We start from the raw sequence: 23,964 nt of genomic DNA on the forward strand, positions 1-23,964 counted from the left end.
GGCCTGACTCTTTTCGGTGGCGTCGATCGTCTTGGCTTCACACAGACATGGAGCCAACAGATGAGCCTCGAGAAAAAAGTCGCCGTCGTTACCGGTGGGAGCCGCGGTCTTGGCCTCGGCCTGGTTGAAGCGCTGGTTGCCGAGGGAGCGAAGGTCACGGTCGTTGCGCGTGGAACGGACGCGCTCAAGACCGTCCGCGACCGGCTCGGCGTCGCGACGATCTCGGCTGACGTGACCGATCGCGCCGCCGCCAATCGTATCCTCTCCGAAATCAAGCCGGATATTCTGGCGCTCAACGCGGGCACCACGCCGCGGATGGGCCGGCTGGATCAATTGAGCTGGGAGGACTTCTCCGCCGCTTGGGAAACCGACGTCAAGGCGGGCCTGTTCTGGCTTCAGGCAGCCCTCAATCTCCCCATGAAGCCGGGCAGCACGGTTCTCGTGGGATCGAGCGGCGCCGCTGTGACCGGGTCGCAGATGTCGGGCGGTTACGGCGGCTCCAAGCGGATGCTATGGTTCATGGCCAAGTATGCCAACGGCGTTTCGCAGGAGTTGAATCTCGGTATCCGTTTTCGAGCTATCGTGCCGCGGCAGATGATCCTGGGGACCGGGATCGGAGATGCCGCTGCCGGTGCCTATGCGGGTTCGATGGGGATTAACCCCGAACAGTTTGTCGCGCGCTTTGGCGCACCCATGCCTCCCCGGAAATTCGGTGATCTGGTGATCTCGATTTTGAAGGATCCGCAATACGCCGACGGCATCGTGTTCGGACTCAACGGCGATGCCGGCGTGACCGTCATGGAGGGAGCGGCAGCTTGACCAGCGGCGAAGACCATTCGAGCACCAATCGGTGGGCCGCGCTTCTCGCACTCGCCGAGGAATTGCGGCCCGAGCTTCACCGCTATTGTTCGCGTCTGGTGGGCTCGGTGATCGAGGGCGAGGACGTCGTCCAGGACACCTTCGCCAAGGCCTTCGTCGCCCTGGAAGCAATGGCCGAATTGCCGCAACTTCGCGCGTGGCTGTTCCGCATCGCTCATAACCGTGCCCTGGATGTCTTGCGCAGCAAGGCCATCCGCGCGGCCGAACCGATCGAGGCGGCATACGACGTTGTCGACGGAGCAAGCCTGATCCTGTGGAGCAGTTGATGCATCAGGAAGCGGTGCGGACAGCGGTATCGCGCTTTGCGGAGCTGCCGAACCTGCAACGTAGCGTGATCATCCTGAAGGATGTCCTCGATGAGCCGCTCGCCGACATCGCCGCACTGCTCGGTCTCAGCGTCGATTCCGTGAAGGCGCATCTTGCGCGGGGGCGTGCGCGCCTTCGCGAGATCAACGCGGCCGCATCCCGGCCGCCGGACGTCAGATCACCCTCCGCAGCGGTCATGCGGTATGTCACCCTGTTCAACCAGAAGGATTGGGACGGGTTGCGCGCGATGCTGGCGGATGACGTGAAACTCAATCAATCGGCTCACGCCGTCCGGGCAGGACGGGCGGACGTTGGGATGTTCTTCAGCATCTACGGAAAAATGGACCAGGTACGGCTGGCGCCCGCCTGGCTGGAGGGCCGGGAAGTCATCGCGGTGTTCGAGGGCGATATGGACGCCAGGCCGAGCTACTTCATGTGGCTCGAGTGGCGCGGCGACGAAATTACGTTCATCCGCGACTACAGGTACGTCCGCTATATCATGGCGGACGCGGAGCTCATCTTCTCAACGAGCGATGGAACGCAGGCGTAGAGAACGGCGCGTCCCGGCCGACTATCGTTCACGGCGTGCCGCTGCGGACAAATCGAGACGCAATGTAACCGAGCCCACTTGCTCCGGGACGGAGCCTTGCGGCACACCCCGAAGCTCTCCCGACCAAATCCGCGCGTCGGCTAGCCGCCGTTGCCGTTCTCGCCGTTTTCCTCTTCCGGAATGTGCTCGACCGAGACCACGTGCTCGTCCTCGGCGGTGTCGAACACGATCACGCCCTGGGTCGAGCGGCCGGCGACGCGGATGTCGGCCACCGGGCAGCGGATCAGCTGGCCCTTGTCGGTGACCAGCATGATCTGGTCGGCGTCCTCGACCGGGAACGACGCCACCAGATTGCCGTTGCGGTTGTTGACGCTCATCGCGACGATGCCCTTACCGCCGCGGCCGGTGGTGCGGTACTCGTAGGACGAGGTCCGCTTGCCGTAGCCGTTGACGGAGACGGTCAGCACCACCTGCTCGGCCGCCGACAGTTCGGCATAGCGTTCCTGCGACAGCTGGATCGCATCGTTCGCCGTCTCTTCGCCCTCGGTCTCGACCGGCTCCTCGGTCGTGGCCTCGCCGGCCACCGCGCGGCGCATCTTCAGGTAGGCCGAGCGCTCGTCCGAGGTGGTGTCGACATGGCGCAGGATCGCCAGCGAGATCAGCCTGTCGGCCTCGGCCAGCGCGATGCCGCGCACGCCCATCGAGGTGCGGCCGGTGAAGACGCGGACATCGGGGACCGGGAAGCGGATGCACTGGCCGCCGGCGGCGGTCAGCAGCACGTCGTCACGTTCGGTGCAGATCTGCACGTCGACGATCGCCTCGCCCTCCCCGAGCTTCATCGCGATGATGCCGGAGCGGCGGACGTCGACGAAGTCGGACAGCTTGTTGCGGCGAACGGTGCCGCTGGTGGTCGCGAACATCACGTCGAGATTGCCCCAGGAGGATTCATCCTCCGGCAGCGGCATGATCGTTGTGATGCGCTCGCCCTGCTCCAGCGGCAGGATGTTGATCAGCGCCTTGCCGCGCGCGTTGGGTGCGGCCATCGGCAGCCGCCAGACCTTCTCCTTGTAGACCTGGCCGCGCGACGAGAAGAACAGCACCGGCGTGTGCGTGGAGGCGACGAACAGGCGCGAGACGAAATCCTCGTCGCGGGTCTGCATGCCGGCGCGGCCCTTGCCGCCGCGGCGCTGCGCCCGATAGGTCGACAGCGGCACGCGCTTGACGTAGCCCGCATGCGAGACGGTGACGACCATGTCCTCGCGCTGGATCAGGTCCTCGTCCTCGACCTCGCCTTCCTGCTCGATGATCTGGGTCTTGCGCGGCGTCGCGAACTGCTGCTTCACCTCGGCAAGCTCGGTCTTGACGATGCCCTGCACGCGCGCACGCGAGCGCAGGATGTCGAGGTAGTCGGCGATCTCGGCCGCGAGCTTGTCGAGCTCTTCGGAAATCTCGTCCCGCCCGAGCGCGGTCAAGCGCTGCAGCCGCAGATCGAGGATCGCCCTCGCCTGCTCGAGCGACAGGCGGATGGTGCCGTCGTCGTTGATCCGGTGCCGGGGATCGTCGATCAGCGTGATCATCGCCTCGACGTCCCGCGCCGGCCAGTCGCGCGACATCAGGGTGTCGCGCGCGGTGTTCGGATCGGGCGAGGTCCGGATCACCCGGATCATCTCGTCAATATTGGCAACCGCGATGGCAAGGCCGACCAGGATATGGGCGCGGTCGCGCGCCTTGCCGAGCAGGAACTTGGTCCGGCGGGTCACCACCTGTTCGCGGAATGCGACGAAGATGGTGAGCAGATCCTTCAGGGTCATCGTCTGCGGACGACCGGAATCCAGCGCCAGCATGTTGGCGGGGAAGTTGGTCTGCAACGGCGTGAACCGATAGAGCTGGTTCAGCACCACGTCAGGCACCGCCTCGCGCTTCAGCTCGATGACGACGCGATAGCCGTCGCGGTCGGACTCGTCGCGGAGGTCGCCGATGCCCTCGATCTTCTTCTCCTTCACGAGTTCGGCGATGCGCTCGACCATCGTGGCCTTGTTCACCTGATACGGAATCTCGGTGATGATGATCGCTTCGCGGTCCTTGCGGATGGTGTCGATCGTCACCTTGCCGCGCATCACGATCGAGCCGCGGCCGAGATGATAGGCGGAGCGGATGCCCTGGCGGCCGAGGATGATGCCGCCGGTCGGGAAGTCCGGGCCCGGAATGATGTCGATCAGTTCGTCGATCGTGAGCGCCGGATTGTCGATCAGCGCCACGCAGGCGTCGACCACCTCGCCGAGATTATGCGGCGGGATGTTGGTCGCCATGCCGACGGCGATGCCGCCGGCGCCATTGACCAGCAGGTTCGGGAACCGGGCCGGCAGGACCGACGGCTCCTGCTCGGAATTGTCGTAGTTCGGCTGGAAATCGACAGTTTCCATGTCGATATCCGCCAGAACGGCGAGCGCCGCCTTGGTCAGCCGTGCTTCGGTATATCGGTAGGCCGCCGGCGGATCGCCGTCGATCGAGCCGAAATTGCCCTGGCCGTCGATCAGCGGCACGCGCAGCGAGAAGTCCTGCGCCATGCGGACCATCGCGTCGTAAATCGACTGGTCGCCATGCGGATGGTATTTACCGATCACGTCACCGACGACGCGGGCGGATTTGACGTATTTCTTGTCCGGCGTGTGCCCCTGCTCATGCATCGAATACAGGATGCGCCGGTGCACCGGCTTGAGCCCGTCGCGCGCATCGGGCAGCGCACGCGACACGATCACGCTCATCGCGTAATCGAGGTAGGACTTCTTCATCTCGTCGAGAATGGAAACGGGACGAATATCTGAGGGCGCCGGCGGCTCGCCGGGCTTGTCATCTTCGTTATCGGACAAAGGGGAAATCCGGTCAGTTTTACTGGGGAATCATATAGCCCATCGGGGGCCTGATAACCACCCCTGAGCGGCTCCGGCAAGCCGTTTTTCCCTTCGTTTTTTCATACACTTACCAGCCGCATTGCGGGCTTGACGCGGTCCTGCTTTGCGCCGCGATCGCAAGCCTGCGGGGACCCGATGGAACCGGCCCCGCGACGCCCTCAATCGCCCAATTACTGGCCGAAAATCACGGCGTGCATGATCCGCCCGGGCATGAAGGTGAACAGCCCGGCAATGACCAGCGCGCCGAAGAAAATGCCGATCATCGTGAACTTGTGGCTGCGGATATTGTGGCTCCGCGCCGCCATCACGCCGAGCACCAGCATCACCAGCGATAAGATCGACAGCAGGTGGATCGGGCTCCACGGGCCGACCAGGCGGATCTGATGGATCCAGAACGAGCTCCCGGCGACGACCAGCATCAGGATCACCCAGATCCAGCCCAGCGTCCGGTGCGGCAGCGTGCCCTTGGGGGCGGCGAGCTGGATCGAGCCGAGCACGAAGGCGGCCATCCCGGCGAAGGCATGGAGCGGGATCGCAGGCGCAGCGTCGAGCAATGGCGCGAGGCTCATGGTGGCGGCCCTTGAATTGAACTGGCGGCCAGATCTCGCTCGCCGCAGGTCAATGTAAATATCATTCACATCGACCTGTGTCAAAGTCTGGGGAACCGCCCTCGCCGCCTCCAAGGATCCGTGATCCAGCAAGCAGCTAAGGAGTTATCCTCATAATTCACATGAGGAAATTGCCATCACGCATCGCAACGCCGCTCCGGGAAATGATCTTCACGGAGCGGCGGCATGAGCGCGCGCAAGCGGCGTTCGATCAGAACGGGATATCGTCGTCCATGTCGCTGTTGCGGCTGCCGCCGCCGGCGGCGACCGCACGGCGCGGTGCCGAGCTGACCGGACCGGACGAGCCGAAATCGCTGCCGCCGTCATCGGAGAAGCTGCCGCCTCCACCGCCGCGCCCGTCCAGCATCGTGAGGTTGGAGTTGAAGCCCTGCAGCACGACTTCGGTCGAGTACTTCTCGACGCCGGACTGGTCGGTCCATTTGCGGGTCTGCAGCTGACCCTCGATGTACACCTTGGCGCCCTTCTTCAGGTACTGCTCGGCGACCTTGCAGAGGCCCTCGTTGAAGATCACGACGCGGTGCCACTCGGTCTTTTCCTTGCGCTCGCCGGTGCCCTTGTCGCGCCAGGTCTCCGAGGTGGCGATGGACAGGTTTGCGATCGGACGGCCGTCCTGCGTCCGCCGGATTTCCGGATCCTTGCCGAGGTTTCCAACCAGGATCACCTTGTTCACGCTTCCTGCCATCGCATCATCTCCACTCAAAAACCGGGCGTCCGGACATCGGCCGCCGCTCTCAACCTTCGCCACTTACATTGCAGGCGTCGTGGATGACCCTATACGCCGGCGCCGGCCCGCCGCCTTTGCCCGCGCGCGGTTATCCACGATAATCGAGATATAGCACCGCAGCCGACAACGTTCCAGTTTTGTTCGCCACAACCAGCCGTAGCAGCGGCACGTGGCGGTGGAACCGCAACCGATTTCAGTCCCGGCCGCCCGCCAGCTTGATCAACCTTTGAAAATACAAGATAAATCAACCGCTTGCATCAGCCTCACTTCTTCCGCAAGTGTGGCTTTTGGGAGACGGCGTTTCCGGTTGAATCAGCGTATTGCTACCACCCATGACGCGGGCGCTCGCGTCTGAGATCGGCTTCGGGACAATATTGGAAGCCGATCGGGGAGCTGGGAGATTGATGATGAAGAAGTTTTTGCTCGGTACGGTTGCCCTGATTGCGTTCGCCGCGCCTGCTGCGGCCGCCGACCTTGCGGCGCGCCCCTACACCAAGGCGCCGCCGCCGATGATCGCTGCGGTCTATGACTGGAGCGGCTTCTACATCGGCGCCAACGGCGGCTGGGGCTCGAGCCACAATTGCTGGGACCAGGTCCCGGCTGGCGTGTTCATCGGATCGGATGGTTGCCATGACGCAACCGGCGGCGTCGCCGGCGGCCAGATCGGCTATCGCTGGCAGGCTGGCGCGTGGGTGTTCGGCCTCGAAGCGCAGGGCGACTGGGCTGACCTGAAGGGCAGCAACAACAGCGCGATCTTCCCGGGCCTGTTCACCAACCAGAGCAAGATCGACGCGTTCGGCCTGTTCACCGGCCAGGTCGGCTACGCCGTCAACAACGTGCTGCTCTACGCCAAGGGCGGTGCGGCGCTGACCGACAACCGCTTCAACACCTACTTCACGCCGACCGGCGTGCTCGCCGGCAGCGCCAGCGACACCCGCTGGGGCGGCACCATCGGCGCCGGCATCGAAGTCGGCTTCGCGCCGAACTGGACCGCTGGTGTCGAATACGACCACCTGTTCATGCAGGACAAGACCTACAACCTCACCACCCCCACCGGCGCGCTGTTCAGCAGCATCCGCGATCGCCAGGACGTCGACCTCGTCACCGTCCGCGTGAACTACAAGTGGGGTGGCCCGGTGGTCGCGCGTTACTGATCGCGCGATCCGGTTTGATCCAGACCAAAGGCCGGCCTCGCGCCGGCCTTTTTGTTTGTGGGGTCGGCCGTGAGCGGTGGTGCCGCGGTTGGCGACATCCTGCGTCGCTACAATGCCGGGCTCGTACCTTCCCCTGCCTCGGCCAGCGACACGCGCTGGGACTGCACCGTCGGCGTCGAATACATATCCGCAGCGAAATACTGAGGCGGCCTCAGCTCACGCATCACTGCCTCGCATCGAAATATCGGAGCCGGCCTCGCGCCGGCTCTTACGCTGCGCAGGCACGCAAGCGGGCCATTTTCCGTGCATTGTGGTTTCACAGATACACAACTTCCAGCATTTCTCTGTAGAAGCACGCGTACGTCACGCGACACTGCTGTGACGTTCCCTTCAGCGTCTGAAGGGACAACAAGAAAATGGGCAAGAAAACGGGATTTGGACTTTGAAAATCAGGAATGTTCTGCTGGCCTCGGCCGGCATGTTTGCACTCAGCGCAATTGCACCGGCAATGGCCGCCGATCTCGCCGCACGCGGCCCCTACGTCAAGGCTCCGCCGCCGGCCGCGATCTACAACTGGACCGGCTTCTACATCGGTGGCTTCGGCGGCTACGCCAGCGAGGATTCCGGCAATCCGAAGATGGAAGGCGGCTTCGCCGGCGGCACCGTCGGCTACAACTGGCAGGCCGGCAACATCGTGTACGGCATCGAGGCCGACGGCGGCTGGGCTGACGTCGATGCTTCGATCAACGGACTTGGCTTCACCGTGAAGAGCAAGATCGACGCGCTCGGCACCGCGCGCGGCCGCATCGGCTTCGCGGTCGACAAGGTGCTGTTCTACGGCACCGGCGGCTACGCCTGGGTCGACAACAAGCTCAGCATCACCACGCTCGGCGTCACCGCCTCGCAGAGCAACTTCCACTCCGGCTGGACCGTCGGCGCCGGCATCGAAGCGTTCATCGCGCCGCAGTGGTCGATCAAGGGTGAGTACCTGTATCGCAGCCTCGGCGGCGAGACCTATTTCGGCGTGCCGTCGGCCGACATCAACCTGCACAGCGTCCAGTTCGGCGTGAACTATCACTTCGGCGGCCCGATCGTCGCGAAGTACTAAGCGAAAGACAGACCTCAAGGTCTCGGAAAGGCCGGCCTCGCGCCGGCCTTTTTTGCGTCAACGCGTTTTCGAGCGAAGCCTGTCCCGGACTTGATCCGGGATGGATCCCGGTTCGCGCCAGGAAAACGCGTCAAAACAGAAATCTGGAACCTGCCCTGCTGACGGCTGCTGCCATCTGGCAAACTATCCGTTGATGGCAGCTATTCAGCACTGGAAATTGTCGGCCGTTCTTCCTACGTTCCAGTCCTCACACCCCATCGGCGCAAGCTCCCGGCATCACCGGCGATGCGCGCCCAAAAGGCGCCCAAGCATGCGCCCGGAACTGTCGCAATGGATGAAGTGCTCAAGGCGAAGCGCCAACAGAACGCCGGCTCCTCATCGCGCGCAATCACGATCCGTGGCGCGCGCGAACACAATCTGAAGAACATCGACGTCGAGATTCCGCGCGACAAGCTCGTGGTGTTCACCGGGCTGTCCGGCTCCGGCAAGTCGTCGCTCGCATTCGACACCATCTACGCCGAGGGCCAGCGCCGCTACGTCGAGTCGCTGTCGGCCTATGCGCGGCAATTTTTGGAGATGATGCAGAAGCCCGACGTCGACCAGATCGACGGCCTGTCGCCGGCGATCTCGATCGAGCAGAAGACCACCTCGAAGAATCCGCGCTCCACCGTCGGCACCGTCACCGAGATCTACGACTACATGCGCCTCCTGTGGGCGCGCGTCGGCGTACCCTATTCGCCGGCGACCGGCCTGCCGATCGAGAGCCAGATCGTCTCGCAGATGGTCGACCGCGTGCTTGCGCTGCCCGAAGGCACCCGCCTCTATCTGCTGGCGCCGGTCGTGCGCGGCCGCAAGGGCGAGTACAAGAAGGAGCTCGCCGAATATCTCAAGAAGGGCTTTCAGCGCGTCAAGATCGACGGCACCTTCTATGAGCTGTCTGAGGCGCCGTCGCTCGACAAGAAATTCCCGCACGACATCGACGTCGTGGTCGACCGCATCGTGGTGCGCCCCGACCTCGCCCAGCGCCTCGCTGAAAGCTTCGAGACCGCGCTGAAGCTCGCCGAGGGCCTTGCGGTGATCGAGTATGCGGACGCGCCCGCCGCGGCCGCTACCGAGGACAAGAAGAAGACCGCGAAGATCCACGACAAGAGCGGCCCCGAGCGCATCCTGTTCTCGGAGAAGTTCGCCTGCCCGGTGTCCGGCTTCACGATCCCCGAGATCGAGCCGCGCCTGTTCTCGTTCAACAACCCCTATGGCGCCTGTCCGGCCTGCGGCGGTCTCGGCGTCGAGCAGCATATCGACGAGGACCTCGTCATCCCGGACAAGGAGCTGACCCTGCGCAAGGGCGCGATCGCGCCCTGGGCGAAGTCGTCCTCGCCCTATTACATCCAGACCCTGACCGCGCTCGGCAAGCACTACAAGTTCACGCTCGACACCAAGTGGAAGGACCTGCCGAAGAAGGTGCAGGCCGCGCTGCTGCACGGCTCCGGCGACGACGAGATCAAGTTCTCCTATGAGGACGGCGTCCGCTCCTACGACACCAAGAAGCCGTTCGAGGGCGTCGTCACCAACATCAACCGCCGCTACCGCGAGACCGAGAGCGAGTGGGCACGCGAGGAGCTCGGCAAGTATTTCTCCGACGTGCCCTGCGCCGGCTGCCACGGCTACCGGCTGAAGCCGGAGGCGCTGTGCGTCAAGATCGGCGGCAAGCATATCGGCGAGATCTCGGAGCTCTCGGTCAAGCGCGCCGGCGAATGGTTCGAGACGGTGCCGGAGGCGCTGAATGCGCAGCAGAACGAGATCGCGACGCGCATCCTCAAGGAGATCCGCGAGCGCCTGACCTTCCTGCTCGATGTCGGCCTGAATTACCTGACGCTGTCGCGCTCCTCCGGCACGCTGTCCGGTGGCGAGAGCCAGCGCATCCGCCTGGCCTCGCAGATCGGCTCGGGGCTCACCGGCGTGCTCTACGTGTTGGACGAGCCGTCGATCGGCCTGCACCAGCGCGACAACGCCCGCCTGCTCGACACCCTGAAGCGGCTCCGCGACCTCGGCAATACCGTGGTCGTGGTCGAGCATGACGAGGACGCGATCCGCCTCGCCGACTATGTGCTCGATATCGGCCCGGGCGCCGGCATGCATGGCGGCCACATCGTTGCCGAAGGCACGCCCGACCAGATCATGCGCAACCCGAAATCGCTGACCGGCAAGTACCTCACCGGCGAGCTTGCGGTCCCCGTGCCCGACCGGCGGCCGCCGAACCATCGCCGCACCATCAAGGTGATCACGCCCGCGGCAACAATCTGAAGAGCGTCTCGGCCGAGATTCCGCTCGGTCTGTTCACCTGCGTCACCGGCGTCTCCGGCGGCGGCAAGTCGACCTTGTTGATCGACACGCTCTACAAGTCGATCGCGCGCAAGCTGAACAACGCCAGCGAAGGCGCCGCGCTGCACGACCGCATCGAGGGCCTAGAACACATCGACAAGATCATCGACATCGACCAGTCGCCGATCGGCCGCACGCCGCGCTCCAACCCCGCGACCTATACCGGCGCCTTCACGCCGATCCGCGAATGGTTCGCCGGCCTGCCCGAGGCGAAGGCGCGCGGTTACGAGCCCGGGCGCTTCTCCTTCAACGTCAAGGGCGGCCGCTGCGAGGCCTGCCAGGGCGACGGCGTCATCAAGATCGAGATGCACTTCCTGCCCGACGTCTACGTCACCTGCGACACCTGCAAGGGCAAGCGCTACAACCGCGAGACGCTGGAGGTGCTGTTCAAGGGCAAGAGCATCGCCGACGTGCTCGACATGACCGTCGAGGAAGCCGCCGAATTCTTCAAGGCGGTGCCCCGCGTGCGCGAGACCTTCCAGACCCTGCACCGCGTCGGCCTCGACTACATCCATGTCGGCCAGCAGGCCACCACGCTGTCCGGCGGCGAAGCCCAGCGCGTCAAGCTCGCCAAGGAGCTGTCCAAGCGCGCCACCGGCCGCACGCTCTACATCCTGGACGAACCGACCACCGGCCTGCACTTCCACGACGTCGCAAAGCTGCTCGAGGTGCTGCACGAGCTGGTCGCGCAGGGCAACACGGTTGTGGTGATCGAGCACAACCTCGAAGTCATCAAGACCGCCGACTGGGTGATCGACCTCGGCCCCGAAGGCGGCGACGGCGGCGGCGAGATCGTCGCCTGGGGCCCACCGGAGGACATCGTGAAAGCGCCGCGCAGCTATACCGGCAAGTTCCTGGCGCCGGTGCTGAAGAAGGCGAACAGCAAGCCGCGGAAGAGCAGCGCGAGCGAGGCGGCGGAGTAGCTCCGTTGACCCTTTGCGACAGACACGACGGGTTAGGCCAACAACTAACCCACCCTCGCGAAGCTAATCGAGCAGTGCAGCTGACTTCAATTGCTGCACGGGGTCCCAATTGCGCGGAGGCTTGTTGGCTTGGCTGAACCAGAGCATTCCGCCGTCGATCCAACGACGCCGCAACTCCTCAAACGAGGCTCCGCTATTGTCGTATCCGAACTCTACTCCGCATGATGGGCATATGTTGAAGCTTGCGCATCCCTGGCTGTCATAAGGCAGCTCGTCGAGGTCAGGGAAGCCGCAGACGGGACACATGCATCGTTCGTTGGGCATCAAAGCAGTCCAGTATTACTTCGCTCGTGCAGGGCTGCGAGCACTACGCGAGAAACTCCGGCGGCACGTGATCGGTCAGCCATACGCCGTTGTCCGCCCGGAAGAACTTAAATCCCTTGCCGTGCATGCCGCCGGCATCGACCGTAAAGATATGCGGCTTGCCATGCCGCTTACCGACCCGCAGCGCGGTTGCTTCATCGAGCGACAGATGCACCTGCTGGCGCGATTGCGGCTTCAGACCTTCCACGAGGATCGCGTCGACAAACCGCGTCGCGGTCCCGTGATACAGGATTGACGGCGGCTCCTGCGGCGGCAAGCCAAGCTCCACCGTGACCGAATGCCCCTGCGCAGCACGGATACTGAGGCCGTCGGCCGAGATCGAAAACCGCTTCTTGTCGCTAGTCGCGACGACATCGAGCAGATCGGCCCGGCCAAACTTCGTCCCCGCCGCATTGGCCTTCTCGATCAGCACGTCGATATTGGCCCAGCCTTCGGACGTGAGCGTCAAGCCGATTTCACCAGGCTTGTGCCGGAGCACGAAGCTCAAGAACTTGCTGAGCTGGATTGGATCGACCGGCATTGCTGGATTTCCTGTCCTGCCGGCTTATACCCAAGGCCAATCGTGACGAGCAAGAGCTAGCGCGTAGGATGGGTAGAGCGAAGCGAGACCCATCAACTCACCCCGCGGCCCGAATGATGGGTATCGCTTCGCTCCACCCATCCTACGGAGTGCCGCGGTACGTGGCGATCTGCCAGACGTTCGCCCAGGCATCCCGGACCATCGCTCGTCTGTCGCCGTAGGGCGTATCCGCGGGGGTTTCGATCGATTCTGCCCCTGCCGCAATCGCGCGCCGATAGGTCTCGTCGGCGTTCTCAACATAGACGTAGAGAAAGGCCGGCATCACCTCGCGTATACCTCCGCCGTCGCTGATCAGGATGATCGAATCTCCAATGCGAATTTCCGTTGGCGCGCCGGAACGGACTTCGCCTTCCGCGGCGAACACGTCTCGCAGGAATCCGGCGAGCCCGATGAGGTCGCGCGTGACAATTCTCGGAATGACGGAAGGCCAGCCGACGGGCTTGTGTTGGGTCATGTGCCTGACTTTGACTCAGTAGGTAGCCCGCATGAGCGAAGCGATATGCGGGTTTATCGGCCGGACAGCTTCACTGCTCCCGCATGTCGCTTCGCTCATGCGGGCTACGACAACCGCGACGACACCGCGCTCACCTCCGCGCTACACCGCCCAATAATTCGGGTGCGTGTATGATTGCGAGCGGTCGCCCCAGTCGAATTCGTCGCCGTCGAATTCGGACGGCCCGGCGCGCAGATCCTCCAGCGTCACCTCGGCCTCGAAGGCCTGCCGCGCGGGATCGAAGTGCAGTGCGGTCCATCTGACGGGATAGTGGTGGTGGGTGCTCAGCACGCCGCCGGTCTTGATGATGGCGTAGGCCACCGTGCCGCTCACCTTGTCGAGCATCAGCCGCTCGACCGACCCGAGCTTTGCACCGTCGCGCCCGAAGACGCAGACGTGCTCGACCCGGTCACTGGGCACCAAGGTATGATGCATCGCATCCTCCCTGTGTTTCCTTATGTTTGCCAGATAATATATGTCTGCCGCGCTGGTGAGCCAATGGGTCGCAGCTCGGCGACAGGCCGTAGGAGCGATTGGCTATCGCGCGGCGGCGGACGTCTGCACAATTTCGGAATAATAGAAACGTATAGCTGATTTGCCCGACGTGTCAAGTCGCGTTTCCGGGTGTGGCGGCAGCCTGCTCCTTTGCATGGGGTTGTTTTCGATATTTGGGACACCCCACGCGCCTTCCGCCTACTCGGTCCTTCTCAGGAACGCCCCGAACGCGCGCGGGCCGTCGCCGACCTTGACCTCGCCAATCACCTTCAGCTCGGCGGCGTCGATCACACTGAGCGTGTTGCTCTCCCAGTTCGCGACCACGATGCGCCTGCCGTCGGCCGTCGCCTCAATGCCCTCGGGATAGTCGCCCACAGTGATCCGCTTCACGGGTTCCAGTGTCGCGAGGTCGAACACGCTGACCTTGCCGTCATACTGGTCGGTGACGAAACCCCGGCCCTGCGCCAGCGCCACGGCATAAGGGCGCAGGCCGACATGGACACGGCCGACCTCTCGGGCGGTCGCGATGTCGATCACCGAGACGTCGTTGGAGCCGACATTGGCAGTGTAGGCGCGCTTGCCCTCGGCATCGATGGTGACGCCGAACGGACGCGTCCCGACCTTCACGATCCCTCGCCGCTCATGTGCGGCTATATCTGTGATCGAGACGCTGTCGTCGTCGCGGTCCGCCGAGAGCAGCAGCCGCCCGTCCGGCGTCACCGCAAGCCCGGATGGCGATGCGCCGACCGCAAGACTGGCGACGACCCGCAGCTCTTTCGCATCGATCACCCGCACCGCGGCGGCGTACCAGTCGGCGACGTAGACCGACGCGCCGTCGGGGGCCACCGCGATGCCGAGCGGCCCGCCGCCGACATCGACCCGGCCGACCACCTTGCGCGCCGACGCATCGACACCGTGACCGCCTTGGCATCCGGGCTCGTCACATAGGCGAAGCGGCCGTCATGGCTGACCGCGACGCCCGCGGGCTTGCCGCCGATCGCGATCGTCGCGACCGGCTTTGCGGTCGCGAGATCCACCACCGTGAGATCGTCACTGAGCTGGTTGGTGACGAAGGCCTCCTCGGCCCGCGCACCGCCGAGGCCGGCGAGCAGCGCCAGCAGCGCGATCGCGCACTGCATGTTCAGCTTCCGCTCTCGATCTTCTTCTTCAGTGCTTCGAGCCCGGCCTTGTAGAGCCCGCTCACCGCCTTGAGCGCGGCCTCGTCGTTCAGCTCCGGCGGCGGGTCGTTGTTCGGAAAGCCGCGGTAGAAGGCGCCGGCCCATTCCAGCTTCGCCTTGCCGCCGGGCGCCGGCGACACCGACAGCGTCGAGGAATAATTGGTCACCGGCAGCACCTTCACGTCGACCGTAGTGATCCGGTACGAATAGCTCATCATCTCGGGCTCGTATTTGTAGAGCTCCTCGTCGATGGTGACGCCGGGCGCCAGCGTCAGCCGCCGCGTCGCGCCGATCTCGTTGCCCTTCTCGCCCTCGGTCTTGCTGACGCCGGCGAGCCAGCTCATGTCCTGGAAATTGCCGATCACCGCCCACACCTTGGCCTGCGGCGCGTCGATCTCGATGGATTCCCGCACCTTCTGGCGGGTCGGCCCATGCGCCCACGCGGCCCCCAACACAGCCAGCGCCGCCACCACGACGCCAGCCCTCGCGATCATCAGCCTCATCCTTGTCTCCTCGCTTTTCGGTCACCACGTCAGGCGCGTGCCGAAGCTTATGTTTCGGTATTCTGGACCAGATGGAAAGCGGCTTCTTGCACCAGAGCGAAGTCAGAACTTCCCCGTGGGACAAGCCTCTCCGGCGCCCTTACTCCTCGATCACCGCCTCGACGAACCCCTTCGGGTCGTCGCAGAACTCCCGCATGACCTTGAAGTGATCCGTGTCCTTCAGGCTCACCGGTTCGAGGCCATACTTCGTCAGCCGCAGCAGTGTCGCGTCCGGATAGGCCATCAGGACAGGCGAATGCGTGGCCATGATCACCTGGCAGTGGCCCGTCCCGTTCATCCGGTGCAGCAGCTTGAGGAATTCGATCTGCCGCGAGGGCGACAGCGCGGATTCCGGCTCGTCAAAGATGAAGATGCCCTGCCGCTGGCAGCGCTCCTCGAAGAAGCGCAGGAAGCCCTCGCCGTGGGAATGCGACAGGAAGTCCGGCGGCGTGTCTCCGACGTCCAGCGCCGCCGCGTCGACATAGCGCGCCACCGAGAAGAAGCTCTCGGCGCGGAAGAACCAGCCATTGGTGATTTTGGGCAGCCAGCTCGCACGAAGCGCCGCCGCAAGCGAGCCGCCCATCTTTTCCACTGCGCCACCGTGGTCGACCGGCCGATACCCCTTGCCGCCGCCGGCATCGTCATAGCCGGCCATCACGGCGATACCTTCCAGCAGCGTCGACTTGCCGGTGCCGTTCTCGCCGACGATGATGGTGATCGCCTTGTCGAAGCCGAGCTCGAAATCGTCGCGCAGCAATGGCAGCACGAACGGATAGGCCTTGCGGTTAGGGATTCGCGCAGGATCGAGCCAGACCTGCCGAAGATACGGCGCGGGCATGTTGATCGGGCGGTTTCGTTTGGCCATGTGCGCGGATCCGGGGAAACAACGGCGGGGCGCCCAGTTTAGGAGCCCACGGCAATCCTAGATGGTTCGATGTCTCAATGCCCAGCAAGGCCTACACCCTCCTCCGCAAGGCAATCCTCACCGAGCAACAGGTGGTCTGTGTCTATGACGGCCGGCCGCGCGAGCTGTGCCCGCACATCATCGGCCACAACAAGAGCGATGAAGAGGTCGTGCTGGCCTGGCAATTCGCCGGCAAGAGCTCCGGCAGGCTGCCGCAATGGCGCTGCCTGCGGCTTGCTGAGGTCAGCGACATCAGCCTGCGCAGGGGCCGCTGGCACGAAGGTGGCTCGCACAAGTCCGAGCAGCGCTGCGTCAGTGCGATCGACCTCGACATCAACGTCCATGTGCGCAAGCGGCGGTGATGCCCCCTGCCACTATGACGCGAAAATGCGGACGTTTGTCTCACAAGCGGCGCCACACTCGCCGTCGTCCCGGCGAAGGCCGGGACCCATAACCACAGGGTCGAGTTGTCGAAAACAGCTGGTGCCCCAGCGTCGCGCAACCACGACCATTTGGGGTAATGGGTCCCGGCCTTCGCCGGGACGACAGTGGGGGCGATATCGGCCCAGCGCACGTCAGGACGACGCGTGGAGAGGACGTAGGCTACGGCCGCTCCGCCTCCTCCAGCACCTCCAGCACCAGCTCCATCGTCATCAGCACCGGATTGTCGCCGCGCACCAATCGTCCCTCGGCGATGCCGCCGAGATAGTCGACCAGCGCGATGTCGAGCTCAGCGTGCAGCAGGCCATCTTCGTCCGCCGCGATCTGCCCGGCGGTCACCGCAAGTTCGGTCGCGAACGGCACCACGCTGTGGCCATCGCTGAAGACGGCGCCGATGGTCGAACCGACGCCGCCGTGCAGCCGCGCCCGCAGGATGCCATGGTGGCGGCAGAAGCCTTCCAGCGCGCAGGCGAAATCCTGGTTCGGGCGCAGCCGCAATGCGAAGGCATGGCTGGTGGTCTTCGCTCCCGCCGGCGCGCGGGCGACGGGACCGAACAGCTTGAAATTGGTCTCGCTGTCGGGCTCTGCCAGGAACGTCGCGCCGTCGATCCCGAACGCGCTCACCTCGAACGGCTCGGCGACGATGGTCTCATCGGGCAGCATGTGTCCGCCGTTGAAGCGGCCGTCGGCCTCGGTCCACAAGCCGTGGCAATGAAAGAACGGCGCGCCGTCGCGCTCGCCGAAGGTCAGCGCCGCGAGCTTGAGCCGCGTCACGCCGTCGGGACGAAACGTGTCGCTGTAGAACGCCGCGTTGACGCCGTCCTTCGACAGCGCCGGCATCACATAGGCGAACGGCCCGAGCGCGCCACCCGTCGCGCTCAGCACGCCGCCGGAAAAGCCTTGCGCCGCAAAGCCGCGGCGCACGGCCTCGAGCAGGGGAATGCCGGCCTCGAGCATGAATGAAAAGGCGCGGCCGCGCGCGGCGACCCATTGGATGCGCTCGGGAAGCGGAGCGCCAGGCTGGGCGATGCTGCGCATCGCCCTACGCGTCCGTCGATTTGGCGATCACCTCGAGCAGCCCGCGCGTCTCGAGCTCGTCGCGGATCAGCCGCTTCGGCACCTTGCCGTAGCCGGACTTCGGCAGCGCCTCCCAGAAGAAGAAGCGCTTCGGCATCTTGTAGCGCGGCACCTTTGGCGCGAGATACGCCGCAAGCTCCGCTTCGGCGACCGCCTCGGTGCCCTCGCGCGCGACGCAGACGGCGACGCCGACCTCGCCCCAGAACGGATCGGGCACCCCGAGCACCGCGACCTCGCCGACCGCGGGATGGGTCAGCAGCTTCTCCTCGATCTCGCGCGGATAGATGTTGGAGCCGCCGGAGATGTACATGTCGGAGGCGCGGCCGGTGATATAGACAAACCCCTCCTCGTCCATATGGCCGAGGTCGCCGGTGCGGAACCAGCCGTCGCGGAACGCCTTCGCGTTGGCTTCGGGATTGTCGTAATAGCCCGCAAACACGCCCGGCCCGATCACGCAGATCTCGCCGGTCTCGTGCGCCTTCAACTCGCGGCCATCGTCGCCCTGGATCGAGACCTGCATGCCGGTGCGTTCGAAGCCGCAGGTGCCGATCCGCGCATGCGGGCCATCCTCGGGATCGTGCAGGCCGGGCGGCAGCACCGTGATGTTGCCGGTCACCTCGCCGAGGCCGAAATATTGCACGAGCACGCCGCCGAGCTTGTTCAGCGCCGCCTTCTGGTCCTCGCGATACATCGGTGCGCCGGCATAGATGATGTAGCGCAGCGAGGAATGGTCGTGCTGGTCTGCGGCGGGATGCTCGACCATCATCTTCAAAATGGTCGGCACCGTGAACATGTTGCTGACGCGGTGCTTGGCGATCAGCCGGAAGGCTTCGGCGATGTCGAACTTCTCCGACGGCAGCAGGATGGTCGGCACGCCGCGCGCGGTCTGCACCAGTTGATGCACGCCGGCGCCATGCGACAGCGGCGCCACCACCAGCGAGGCGTCGTCCTCGGTGGTGCCGGGCATCAGGTCGGCGAGATGGTTGGTGATCACGAAGGCCATCTGGCCGTGGGTCAGGACCGCGGCCTTGGAGCGGCCTGTGGTGCCGGAGGTGAAGAAGAACCAGCAGGGATCGTCGTAGTCGACCGCAACGTTCTCCACCGTGGCGCTCGCGTGCCTGGCGATGACGTCACCGACGGTCGCCTCGCCGAACGTGCCTTGCTCGCCGAAGCTGTTTTGCTCGCCGATCCGCCAGACGAATTCGAGCGCGGGATTGGCGGCTGCCCTGGCGTGCTCGGGGAAGTCGGCATGGCAGAGAAATGCCTTGGCGCCGGAGGCCGCCGCCAGATGGGCGACCTCGTCCGGCATCAGGCGGAAATTGGTCGGCACCCAGACCGCGCCGAGCCGGAACGCCGCGAACATCGACCAGAACATCTCGTCGCAGTTCTTGGAATGCACCAGGATGCGGTCGCCCTTGCCGATACCGCGCGCGGCAAGCGCCGCCGCCAGCGCCGAGACGTTCTGGTCGATATGGCGCCACGACCAGGCCTTCTCGCTCCAGATGAACCCGGGACGATCGCCGTGGCGGCGGGCGTTCTGGGTCAGGATGTAGGCGAGGTTCATCACCCGGCGCGACACCCGCGCGATCCCGCCGCGCGGGGCGGTCCCAGCCGTCCCGCTCATTGCCGCCCCGCCGATACGCACAACAGACAGGGCATGGTCAGGACGGACATCGGGTGTTTCCTTGGTCAGAACCGGGCGTCTTCAAGCGCCGCAAGGGGTTGGTGCCACCCGGTTTATCGCCAAGCAGCGCGCCTCGGCAAGGGCCCGCCGGGCGCGGCGCGATGATGCCGCGCCGGCGGCCACCAATCCGATCTGCCAGGCTCCGACCGCTACTGCGGATACTTGGCCAGGTCCTGCTCGCTCAGGTTCCAGTCCTGCCAGAGCTGCAGTGCGCCGATCAGCGCGACCAGCCCGCCGAGCAGGATGTGCCAGAGCTGCAGCGTCTGGTCTTCCGAATAGCCGAAGATGTTGGGCGACGCCATCAGCCAGAGGCCGAGCAGAATGCTCGCCACCTCCTCCCAGCGATGCAGCGCGACATATTCGAGCTGCGCGAGGCCCAGCACCAGCATGCCGACCACGAAGCTGTTGAGCACCAGATGGCTGCGCTCGACATCGACGACGTCGCTGACCTGCATCGGAAACCAGGGCGAGACCATGATCAGCACGCCAAGCAGCATGCCGAGCCAGTCCTCCCAGGGGCGGTGTGAGCCGAAGAAACGATTGTCCGACATGACAAACCTCCTCGAAGGGGCATACGTCGGCGGCCGGCCTCACCACTCCGTACCAGACGACCATCGGGCCGCATCACGGGCGTATGTCTCGGCTCAAGCCTAATCGAATTGCACCGGCCCGCAAGGCCCGATCGGCATGTGTGCAACGCGGCAGGATCGTTGGCCGCGGGCGCCGTGCGTCACCGCGCCCCGTCGAGCCGCGCGAGCGCTTCCCTGGCGGTCTTCAGGTCGGGTTGCAGCTCGAGCGCCTTGCGGAAATCGGCCGCCGCACCCTTCCTGTCGCCGAGCCGCAGCTTGGCCTGGCCGCGGTTGTTCCAGGAATAGACGTCCGCGGGATCGTATTGCAGCGCCTTGTCGTAGTCGGCGAGCCCGCCCTTGTTGTCGCCCTGAAACAGCCGGATCATGCCGCGGTTGCGCCAGCCGCGCGCGTCGGTCGGCGCGAGCTTCGTCGCCTCGCCGTAGTCGGCGGCGGCGCGGTCGAGCTGTTCGGCCTCGCGGTAGACATTGCCGCGGTTGATATAGGCGAGCACGTTGGGATCGAGCTTGATCTCGGTGGTGAAGTCGGCGATCGCATGCGCCGCGTCGTGCTTGCGGTAGTAGACGAAGCCGCGATTGCCATAGGCCGTGGAGAGCTGCGGACTGTACTTGATGGCAAGGTCGAGATCGGCCAGCGCGCGGTCGAGATCGCCCTTGTTGAGCCAGGCATCGCCGCGATTGTTGTAGGCCATCGCAAAACCCGGATCGATCCGGATCGCCTCATCGTAGTCGGCGATGGCATGATCGAGGTCCTGCTTGAAGGCGTAGACGCGGCCACGGTTGGTGTAGGCGCAGGCAAATGCAGGATCGAGCTTGATCGCCTCGTTGAGGTCGGCGAGCGCGGCATCGAACTCGCGCTTCTCGGTCAATCCATGGCCGCGGTTGCAATAGGCCCCGGCCAGATGCCTGCCGGTCTGGGTCTTGCCGTCGATGACAGCCGTGCAGGCAGTCACGCGATCGCCCGGGGCCGTCGTGGAGCCGATGCAGGTCTGCCAACTCGGATCATCGGCGGCAGCCGCTTGCGGGGGCTTTGGCAGCGTCAGGACGGCGCCGAGCAATGCGGCGGTCAGGCAGGCCGAAATGCGCATATCGTCAATCCACAAATGCCAATATGCGGGTTGGTCGCGGCTTTGCACCGGCGGGTTCACGCGCTTAGATCAAGGTCAGTGAATCAAATCAGGATTTTGCGATGGCTGCCGTCCGCGACAACAGGGACCAAAACCGCTTCGAGCTCGACACCGAGGGCGGTCTCGCTTTTGCGAATTACCGGCGGACGCCGGCGGCCGTGATCATCACCCATACCGAGACACCGCGCGCCCTGCGCGGCCGCGGCATCGCATCGGAGTTGGTCAAGGGCGCGCTGGAGCTGATCCGGGCCGACGGTCGCAAGGTGATCGCCGGCTGCGGCTTCGTGGTGGACTACCTCAACAAGCATCCGGAATATGCGGATCTCGCCGGCTAACGCCGTTCTGGTCAGACGATCTTGATCGACATGTCGGGCAAGCCCTCGAGCTTGCAGAGCAGCACGTCACCCTTCATGACCGGGCCGACATTCTCCGGCGTGCCGGAATAGATGATGTCGCCGGCCTTCAGCTCGAAGGCCTCGGAGAGCTTTGCGATCTGCTCGGCGACGCTCCAGATCATGTTCTTCAGATCCGAGCTCTGCCGCACCGTGCCGTTGACCGCGAGCGAGATCGCGCCTTGCGTGAAATGGCCGGTCTTGTCGGCCGGATGGATCGGCCCGAGCACCGCCGCATGGTCAAAGCTCTTGCCGATCTCCCACGGCTTCTTCTCCGCGGCCATGCCGTTCTGCAGATCGCGCCGCGTCATGTCGAGGCCGAGCGCGTAGCCGTAGACGTGATCGAGCGCCTTGTCGGCGGGAATGTTGCTGCCGCCGGACTTGAGCGCCGCGACCAGTTCGACCTCGTGGTGATAGTTCTTGGTCAGCGACGGATAAGGATGGTCGGCGACGGTGCCGACCGCGACATTCTGGATCGCATCGGTCGGCTTCTGGAAGAAGAACGGCGGCTCGCGCGTCGGATCGGAGCCACGCTCGATCGCGTGCGCGGCGTAGTTGCGGCCGATGCAGTAGATGCGGCGGACCTGGAATACCTCGGCGGCGCCGACGATCGGGATCGTCACAGCCGGCACGGGAAACAGCGCCTTCGGCGCGGCCTCGGCATGTGCCGGCGCGGATTGCGTCGCGGCGCCGGCCAGTGCGAGGGCGCCGGTCGCAAGCATCGTCCGGCGATCAAGATCAGTCATGCGCGTTCTCCTTCTTGTTTGCCGATCTATAGATGCTCGCCGATCCATAAAAAAGGGCCCGCGCTGGCGCGGGCCCTGGTGGTGTGCGGCATGATGATCCCGTCAGTGCTTGATGTCCGCCGGCAGCACGCCGCCATTGGCCGCGAGCTTGGTCATCACCTGCTTGTGCAGCCAGATGTTCATGCTGGCGGAATCGTTGGTGTCGCCGCTGTAGCCAAGCTCCTTGGCAAGCTCCTTGCGGGCCGACAGGCTGGAGTCGATGTCGAGCGCCTTCATCAGGTCGACGATCGAGGTGCGCCACTCGAGCTTCTCGCCCTTTGCGGCAACCGCCTTGTCGAGGATGGGGGCGACGTCAACGGACTGCGCGGGCGCAGCACCGGCGGGCACTGCGGCAGGAGACGGCGACGCGCTGCCGGATCCACCGGCGGGAGCTGCGCTTGTGGCCGTTCCGCCGGCGGGCGCCGCACTGGCGCTGCTGCCGAAGATCGCGCCCATGATTTTTCCGAAAATGCTCATCGTTCGCTCCCAAGAGAGTTGAGATGTGAAGGTCACACGGCAGCGCGCCGGCTGACCGCGGTCGCAGTTCAAGTGTATCGCCCCCTCAATACCTTGCCAATGCGACATTCACTTAAGCGTGAGTGCTTTTGACGCGGTTTGGGAGTACCCTCACTCAACAGTTCGCGACACGGCCAGTTCCCTGCTCTGTCTTTCGCGTCTGGCTTGCTCGTGATCGCTTCGAGAGACGGTACGTTTGTGCCCGCGCGCCGGGCGCAGAATGCGCCCGCCCAGAGGGAGACAACGACCATGGCCACACCATACCAAGGCAATGTCACATCGATGACGCAGAGCGGCGAAGGTGCCGCGTCTGCGCCCGTCATCCGCACCATCGGCCTGTTCGATTTGCACCAAGCGCTGCGTCTCGGCTGGGAGGACTTCAAGGCGGTGCCAAGCCACGCCATCATTCTGTGCCTGATCTATCCGGTGCTCGGCATCGTGCTCGCGCGCACCGTGCACGGCTATTCCGTGCTGCCCCTGCTGTTTCCGTTGGCCGCGGGCTTTGCCCTGCTCGGCCCGTTTGCCGCGATCGGCCTCTACGAGATGAGCCGCCGCCGCGAGGACGGCGGTGAAGCATCTGCGTGGGACGCCATTCAGGTATTCCGCTCGCCGTCATTCGGCGCAATGCTCGGGGTCGGAACGATCTTGTTCGCACTGTTCGTGACTTGGATTGCGACCGCGCAGGCGATCTACACGGCGGTGTTCGGATATGCGATTGCGGCTGACATTCCCGATTTCGCCGGGCGCGTGCTCACCACCCCGCAAGGCTGGTGGCTGATCGTGGTCGGCTGCAGCGTCGGCTTCCTGTTCGCGCTCGTGGCGCTTTGCATCAGCGTGGTCGCCTTCCCCATGATGCTCGACCGCCAGGCCAGCGCCGGCGAAGCCATGGTGACGTCGATGCGCGCCGTCGCGCAGAACCCTGTGCCGATGGCGGCCTGGGGCCTGATCGTCGCGGTGCTGCTGCTGCTCGGCACGATCCCGTTCTTCCTCGGGCTTGCCGTCGTGATCCCCCTGCTCGGTCACGCCACCTGGCATCTCTATCGCGAGGTCATCGTCAAGGATCCGAACGCACGGCCGGTATTCCCCGAGCCGCGCGAGCGCAAGCCGGCCGCCGACTTCCCGGCCAACCTGTTCCCGTGGCGGCGCAGCGATCGCGGATAAGCGCCGGTCAACCTGAGCTCGTAAACCTCACAGCAACCGCCGGCCGATACA

At 64.8% G+C, this 23,964-nt stretch carries 20 protein-coding genes and 3 pseudogenes; 8 read left to right on the forward strand and 15 right to left on the reverse strand.

Going from position 1 to position 23,964, the window contains the following annotated elements:
• The first annotated feature begins 60 nt into the window (after nucleotides 1–60).
• Nucleotides 61–819: an SDR family oxidoreductase gene (locus AKN84_RS32220; RefSeq protein ID WP_050424506.1), complete on the forward strand. Its 759-nt coding sequence runs from the start codon at nucleotides 61–63 to the stop codon at nucleotides 817–819.
• Nucleotides 816–1,735: pseudogene (locus AKN84_RS32225) on the forward strand (sigma-70 family RNA polymerase sigma factor). Before AKN84_RS32220 ends, AKN84_RS32225 begins: the two are co-directional and overlap by 4 nt.
• A 140-nt stretch (nucleotides 1,736–1,875) precedes the next feature.
• Here the strand turns inward: AKN84_RS32225 and gyrA are convergent.
• From gyrA to AKN84_RS32240, 3 genes are all read right to left on the reverse strand, one after another.
• A complete protein-coding gene (gene gyrA / locus AKN84_RS32230) occupies nucleotides 1,876–4,605 on the reverse strand; it encodes a DNA gyrase subunit A (protein WP_050424507.1) in 2,730 nt (909 codons plus the stop codon).
• Nucleotides 4,606–4,817: 212 nt separating this feature from the next.
• Entirely contained in the window at nucleotides 4,818–5,216 is a 399-nt protein-coding gene (locus tag AKN84_RS32235) for a DUF2306 domain-containing protein (protein ID WP_050424508.1), read from the reverse strand.
• 250 nt (nucleotides 5,217–5,466) lie between these two features.
• Nucleotides 5,467–5,958, reverse strand: coding sequence for a single-stranded DNA-binding protein (locus AKN84_RS32240; RefSeq protein ID WP_021081257.1), 492 nt, complete (start codon nucleotides 5,956–5,958; stop codon nucleotides 5,467–5,469).
• 449 nt (nucleotides 5,959–6,407) lie between these two features.
• Here AKN84_RS32240 and AKN84_RS32245 point away from each other — a divergent pair, with 449 nt between their 5' ends.
• The 3 genes and pseudogenes from AKN84_RS32245 to uvrA all read left to right on the forward strand — a co-directional run bounded on the left by AKN84_RS32245 (nucleotide 6,408) and on the right by uvrA (nucleotide 11,567).
• Nucleotides 6,408–7,154 carry an outer membrane protein gene (locus AKN84_RS32245; protein WP_050424509.1) on the forward strand — a complete coding sequence of 249 codons (747 nt, stop codon included), beginning with the start codon at nucleotides 6,408–6,410 and terminating at the stop codon, nucleotides 7,152–7,154.
• A gap of 448 nt (nucleotides 7,155–7,602) precedes the next feature.
• Entirely contained in the window at nucleotides 7,603–8,262 is a 660-nt protein-coding gene (locus tag AKN84_RS32250; protein WP_050424540.1) for an outer membrane protein, read from the forward strand.
• A gap of 330 nt (nucleotides 8,263–8,592) precedes the next feature.
• Nucleotides 8,593–11,567: pseudogene (gene uvrA, locus AKN84_RS32255) on the forward strand (excinuclease ABC subunit UvrA).
• A 367-nt stretch (nucleotides 11,568–11,934) separates the two neighbouring features.
• On the opposite strand, the gene AKN84_RS32260 reads toward uvrA, so the two are convergent.
• The 6 genes and pseudogenes from AKN84_RS32260 to AKN84_RS32285 all read right to left on the reverse strand — a co-directional run bounded on the left by AKN84_RS32260 (nucleotide 11,935) and on the right by AKN84_RS32285 (nucleotide 16,104).
• Complete coding sequence (locus tag AKN84_RS32260) at nucleotides 11,935–12,471, reverse strand: RNA 2'-phosphotransferase (RefSeq protein ID WP_050424510.1); 537 nt, start codon at nucleotides 12,469–12,471, stop codon at nucleotides 11,935–11,937.
• Between the two features lie 142 nt (nucleotides 12,472–12,613).
• A complete protein-coding gene (locus tag AKN84_RS32265) occupies nucleotides 12,614–12,985 on the reverse strand; it encodes a VOC family protein (RefSeq protein WP_050424511.1) in 372 nt (123 codons plus the stop codon).
• 141 nt (nucleotides 12,986–13,126) lie between these two features.
• Complete coding sequence (locus AKN84_RS32270) at nucleotides 13,127–13,459, reverse strand: PRC-barrel domain-containing protein (protein WP_050424512.1); 333 nt, start codon at nucleotides 13,457–13,459, stop codon at nucleotides 13,127–13,129.
• Between the two features lie 258 nt (nucleotides 13,460–13,717).
• Nucleotides 13,718–14,658: pseudogene (locus tag AKN84_RS32275) on the reverse strand (YVTN family beta-propeller repeat protein).
• Between the two features lie 2 nt (nucleotides 14,659–14,660).
• Nucleotides 14,661–15,200, reverse strand: coding sequence for an SRPBCC family protein (locus AKN84_RS32280; RefSeq protein ID WP_050424513.1), 540 nt, complete (start codon nucleotides 15,198–15,200; stop codon nucleotides 14,661–14,663).
• Between the two features lie 139 nt (nucleotides 15,201–15,339).
• A complete protein-coding gene (locus tag AKN84_RS32285; RefSeq protein ID WP_050424514.1) occupies nucleotides 15,340–16,104 on the reverse strand; it encodes an AAA family ATPase in 765 nt (254 codons plus the stop codon).
• Between the two features lie 77 nt (nucleotides 16,105–16,181).
• On the opposite strand from AKN84_RS32285, the gene AKN84_RS32290 reads away from it, so the two are divergent.
• Nucleotides 16,182–16,505: a hypothetical protein gene (locus AKN84_RS32290; RefSeq protein WP_050424515.1), complete on the forward strand. Its 324-nt coding sequence runs from the start codon at nucleotides 16,182–16,184 to the stop codon at nucleotides 16,503–16,505.
• Between the two features lie 241 nt (nucleotides 16,506–16,746).
• On the opposite strand, the gene AKN84_RS32295 is transcribed toward AKN84_RS32290, so the two are convergent.
• The 4 genes from AKN84_RS32295 to AKN84_RS32310 all read right to left on the reverse strand — a co-directional run bounded on the left by AKN84_RS32295 (nucleotide 16,747) and on the right by AKN84_RS32310 (nucleotide 21,020).
• Nucleotides 16,747–17,622 (reverse strand): PCC domain-containing protein, encoded by an 876-nt coding sequence (locus AKN84_RS32295; protein ID WP_050424516.1) that lies wholly within the window; start codon nucleotides 17,620–17,622, stop codon nucleotides 16,747–16,749.
• 4 nt (nucleotides 17,623–17,626) lie between these two features.
• Entirely contained in the window at nucleotides 17,627–19,285 is a 1,659-nt protein-coding gene (locus AKN84_RS32300; protein ID WP_050424517.1) for an acyl-CoA synthetase, read from the reverse strand.
• A gap of 209 nt (nucleotides 19,286–19,494) precedes the next feature.
• Nucleotides 19,495–19,896, reverse strand: a complete 402-nt coding sequence (locus tag AKN84_RS32305) for an SPW repeat protein (protein ID WP_050424518.1) — start codon at nucleotides 19,894–19,896, stop codon at nucleotides 19,495–19,497.
• A 179-nt stretch (nucleotides 19,897–20,075) separates the two neighbouring features.
• The gene (locus AKN84_RS32310; RefSeq protein ID WP_050424519.1) at nucleotides 20,076–21,020 is read right to left on the reverse strand and encodes a tetratricopeptide repeat protein; all 945 of its coding nucleotides are present in this window, start codon (nucleotides 21,018–21,020) and stop codon (nucleotides 20,076–20,078) included.
• 101 nt (nucleotides 21,021–21,121) lie between these two features.
• On the opposite strand from AKN84_RS32310, the gene AKN84_RS32315 reads away from it, so the two are divergent.
• Nucleotides 21,122–21,394 (forward strand): GNAT family N-acetyltransferase, encoded by a 273-nt coding sequence (locus AKN84_RS32315; RefSeq protein WP_050424520.1) that lies wholly within the window; start codon nucleotides 21,122–21,124, stop codon nucleotides 21,392–21,394.
• Between the two features lie 11 nt (nucleotides 21,395–21,405).
• Here the strand turns inward: AKN84_RS32315 and AKN84_RS32320 are convergent, their stop codons facing one another.
• The gene (locus AKN84_RS32320; RefSeq protein WP_050424521.1) at nucleotides 21,406–22,197 is read right to left on the reverse strand and encodes a fumarylacetoacetate hydrolase family protein; all 792 of its coding nucleotides are present in this window, start codon (nucleotides 22,195–22,197) and stop codon (nucleotides 21,406–21,408) included.
• A 102-nt stretch (nucleotides 22,198–22,299) separates the two neighbouring features.
• Entirely contained in the window at nucleotides 22,300–22,713 is a 414-nt protein-coding gene (locus AKN84_RS32325) for a DUF3597 domain-containing protein (RefSeq protein WP_050424522.1), read from the reverse strand.
• Nucleotides 22,714–23,001: 288 nt separating this feature from the next.
• On the opposite strand from AKN84_RS32325, the gene AKN84_RS32330 reads away from it, so the two are divergent.
• Complete coding sequence (locus AKN84_RS32330) at nucleotides 23,002–23,913, forward strand: DUF2189 domain-containing protein (RefSeq protein ID WP_050424523.1); 912 nt, start codon at nucleotides 23,002–23,004, stop codon at nucleotides 23,911–23,913.
• The last annotated feature ends 51 nt before the right edge of the window (nucleotides 23,914–23,964 follow it).

Source organism: Bradyrhizobium tropiciagri (assembly GCF_001189845.1).
Classification (GTDB): Bacteria; Pseudomonadota; Alphaproteobacteria; order Rhizobiales; family Xanthobacteraceae; genus Bradyrhizobium; species Bradyrhizobium tropiciagri.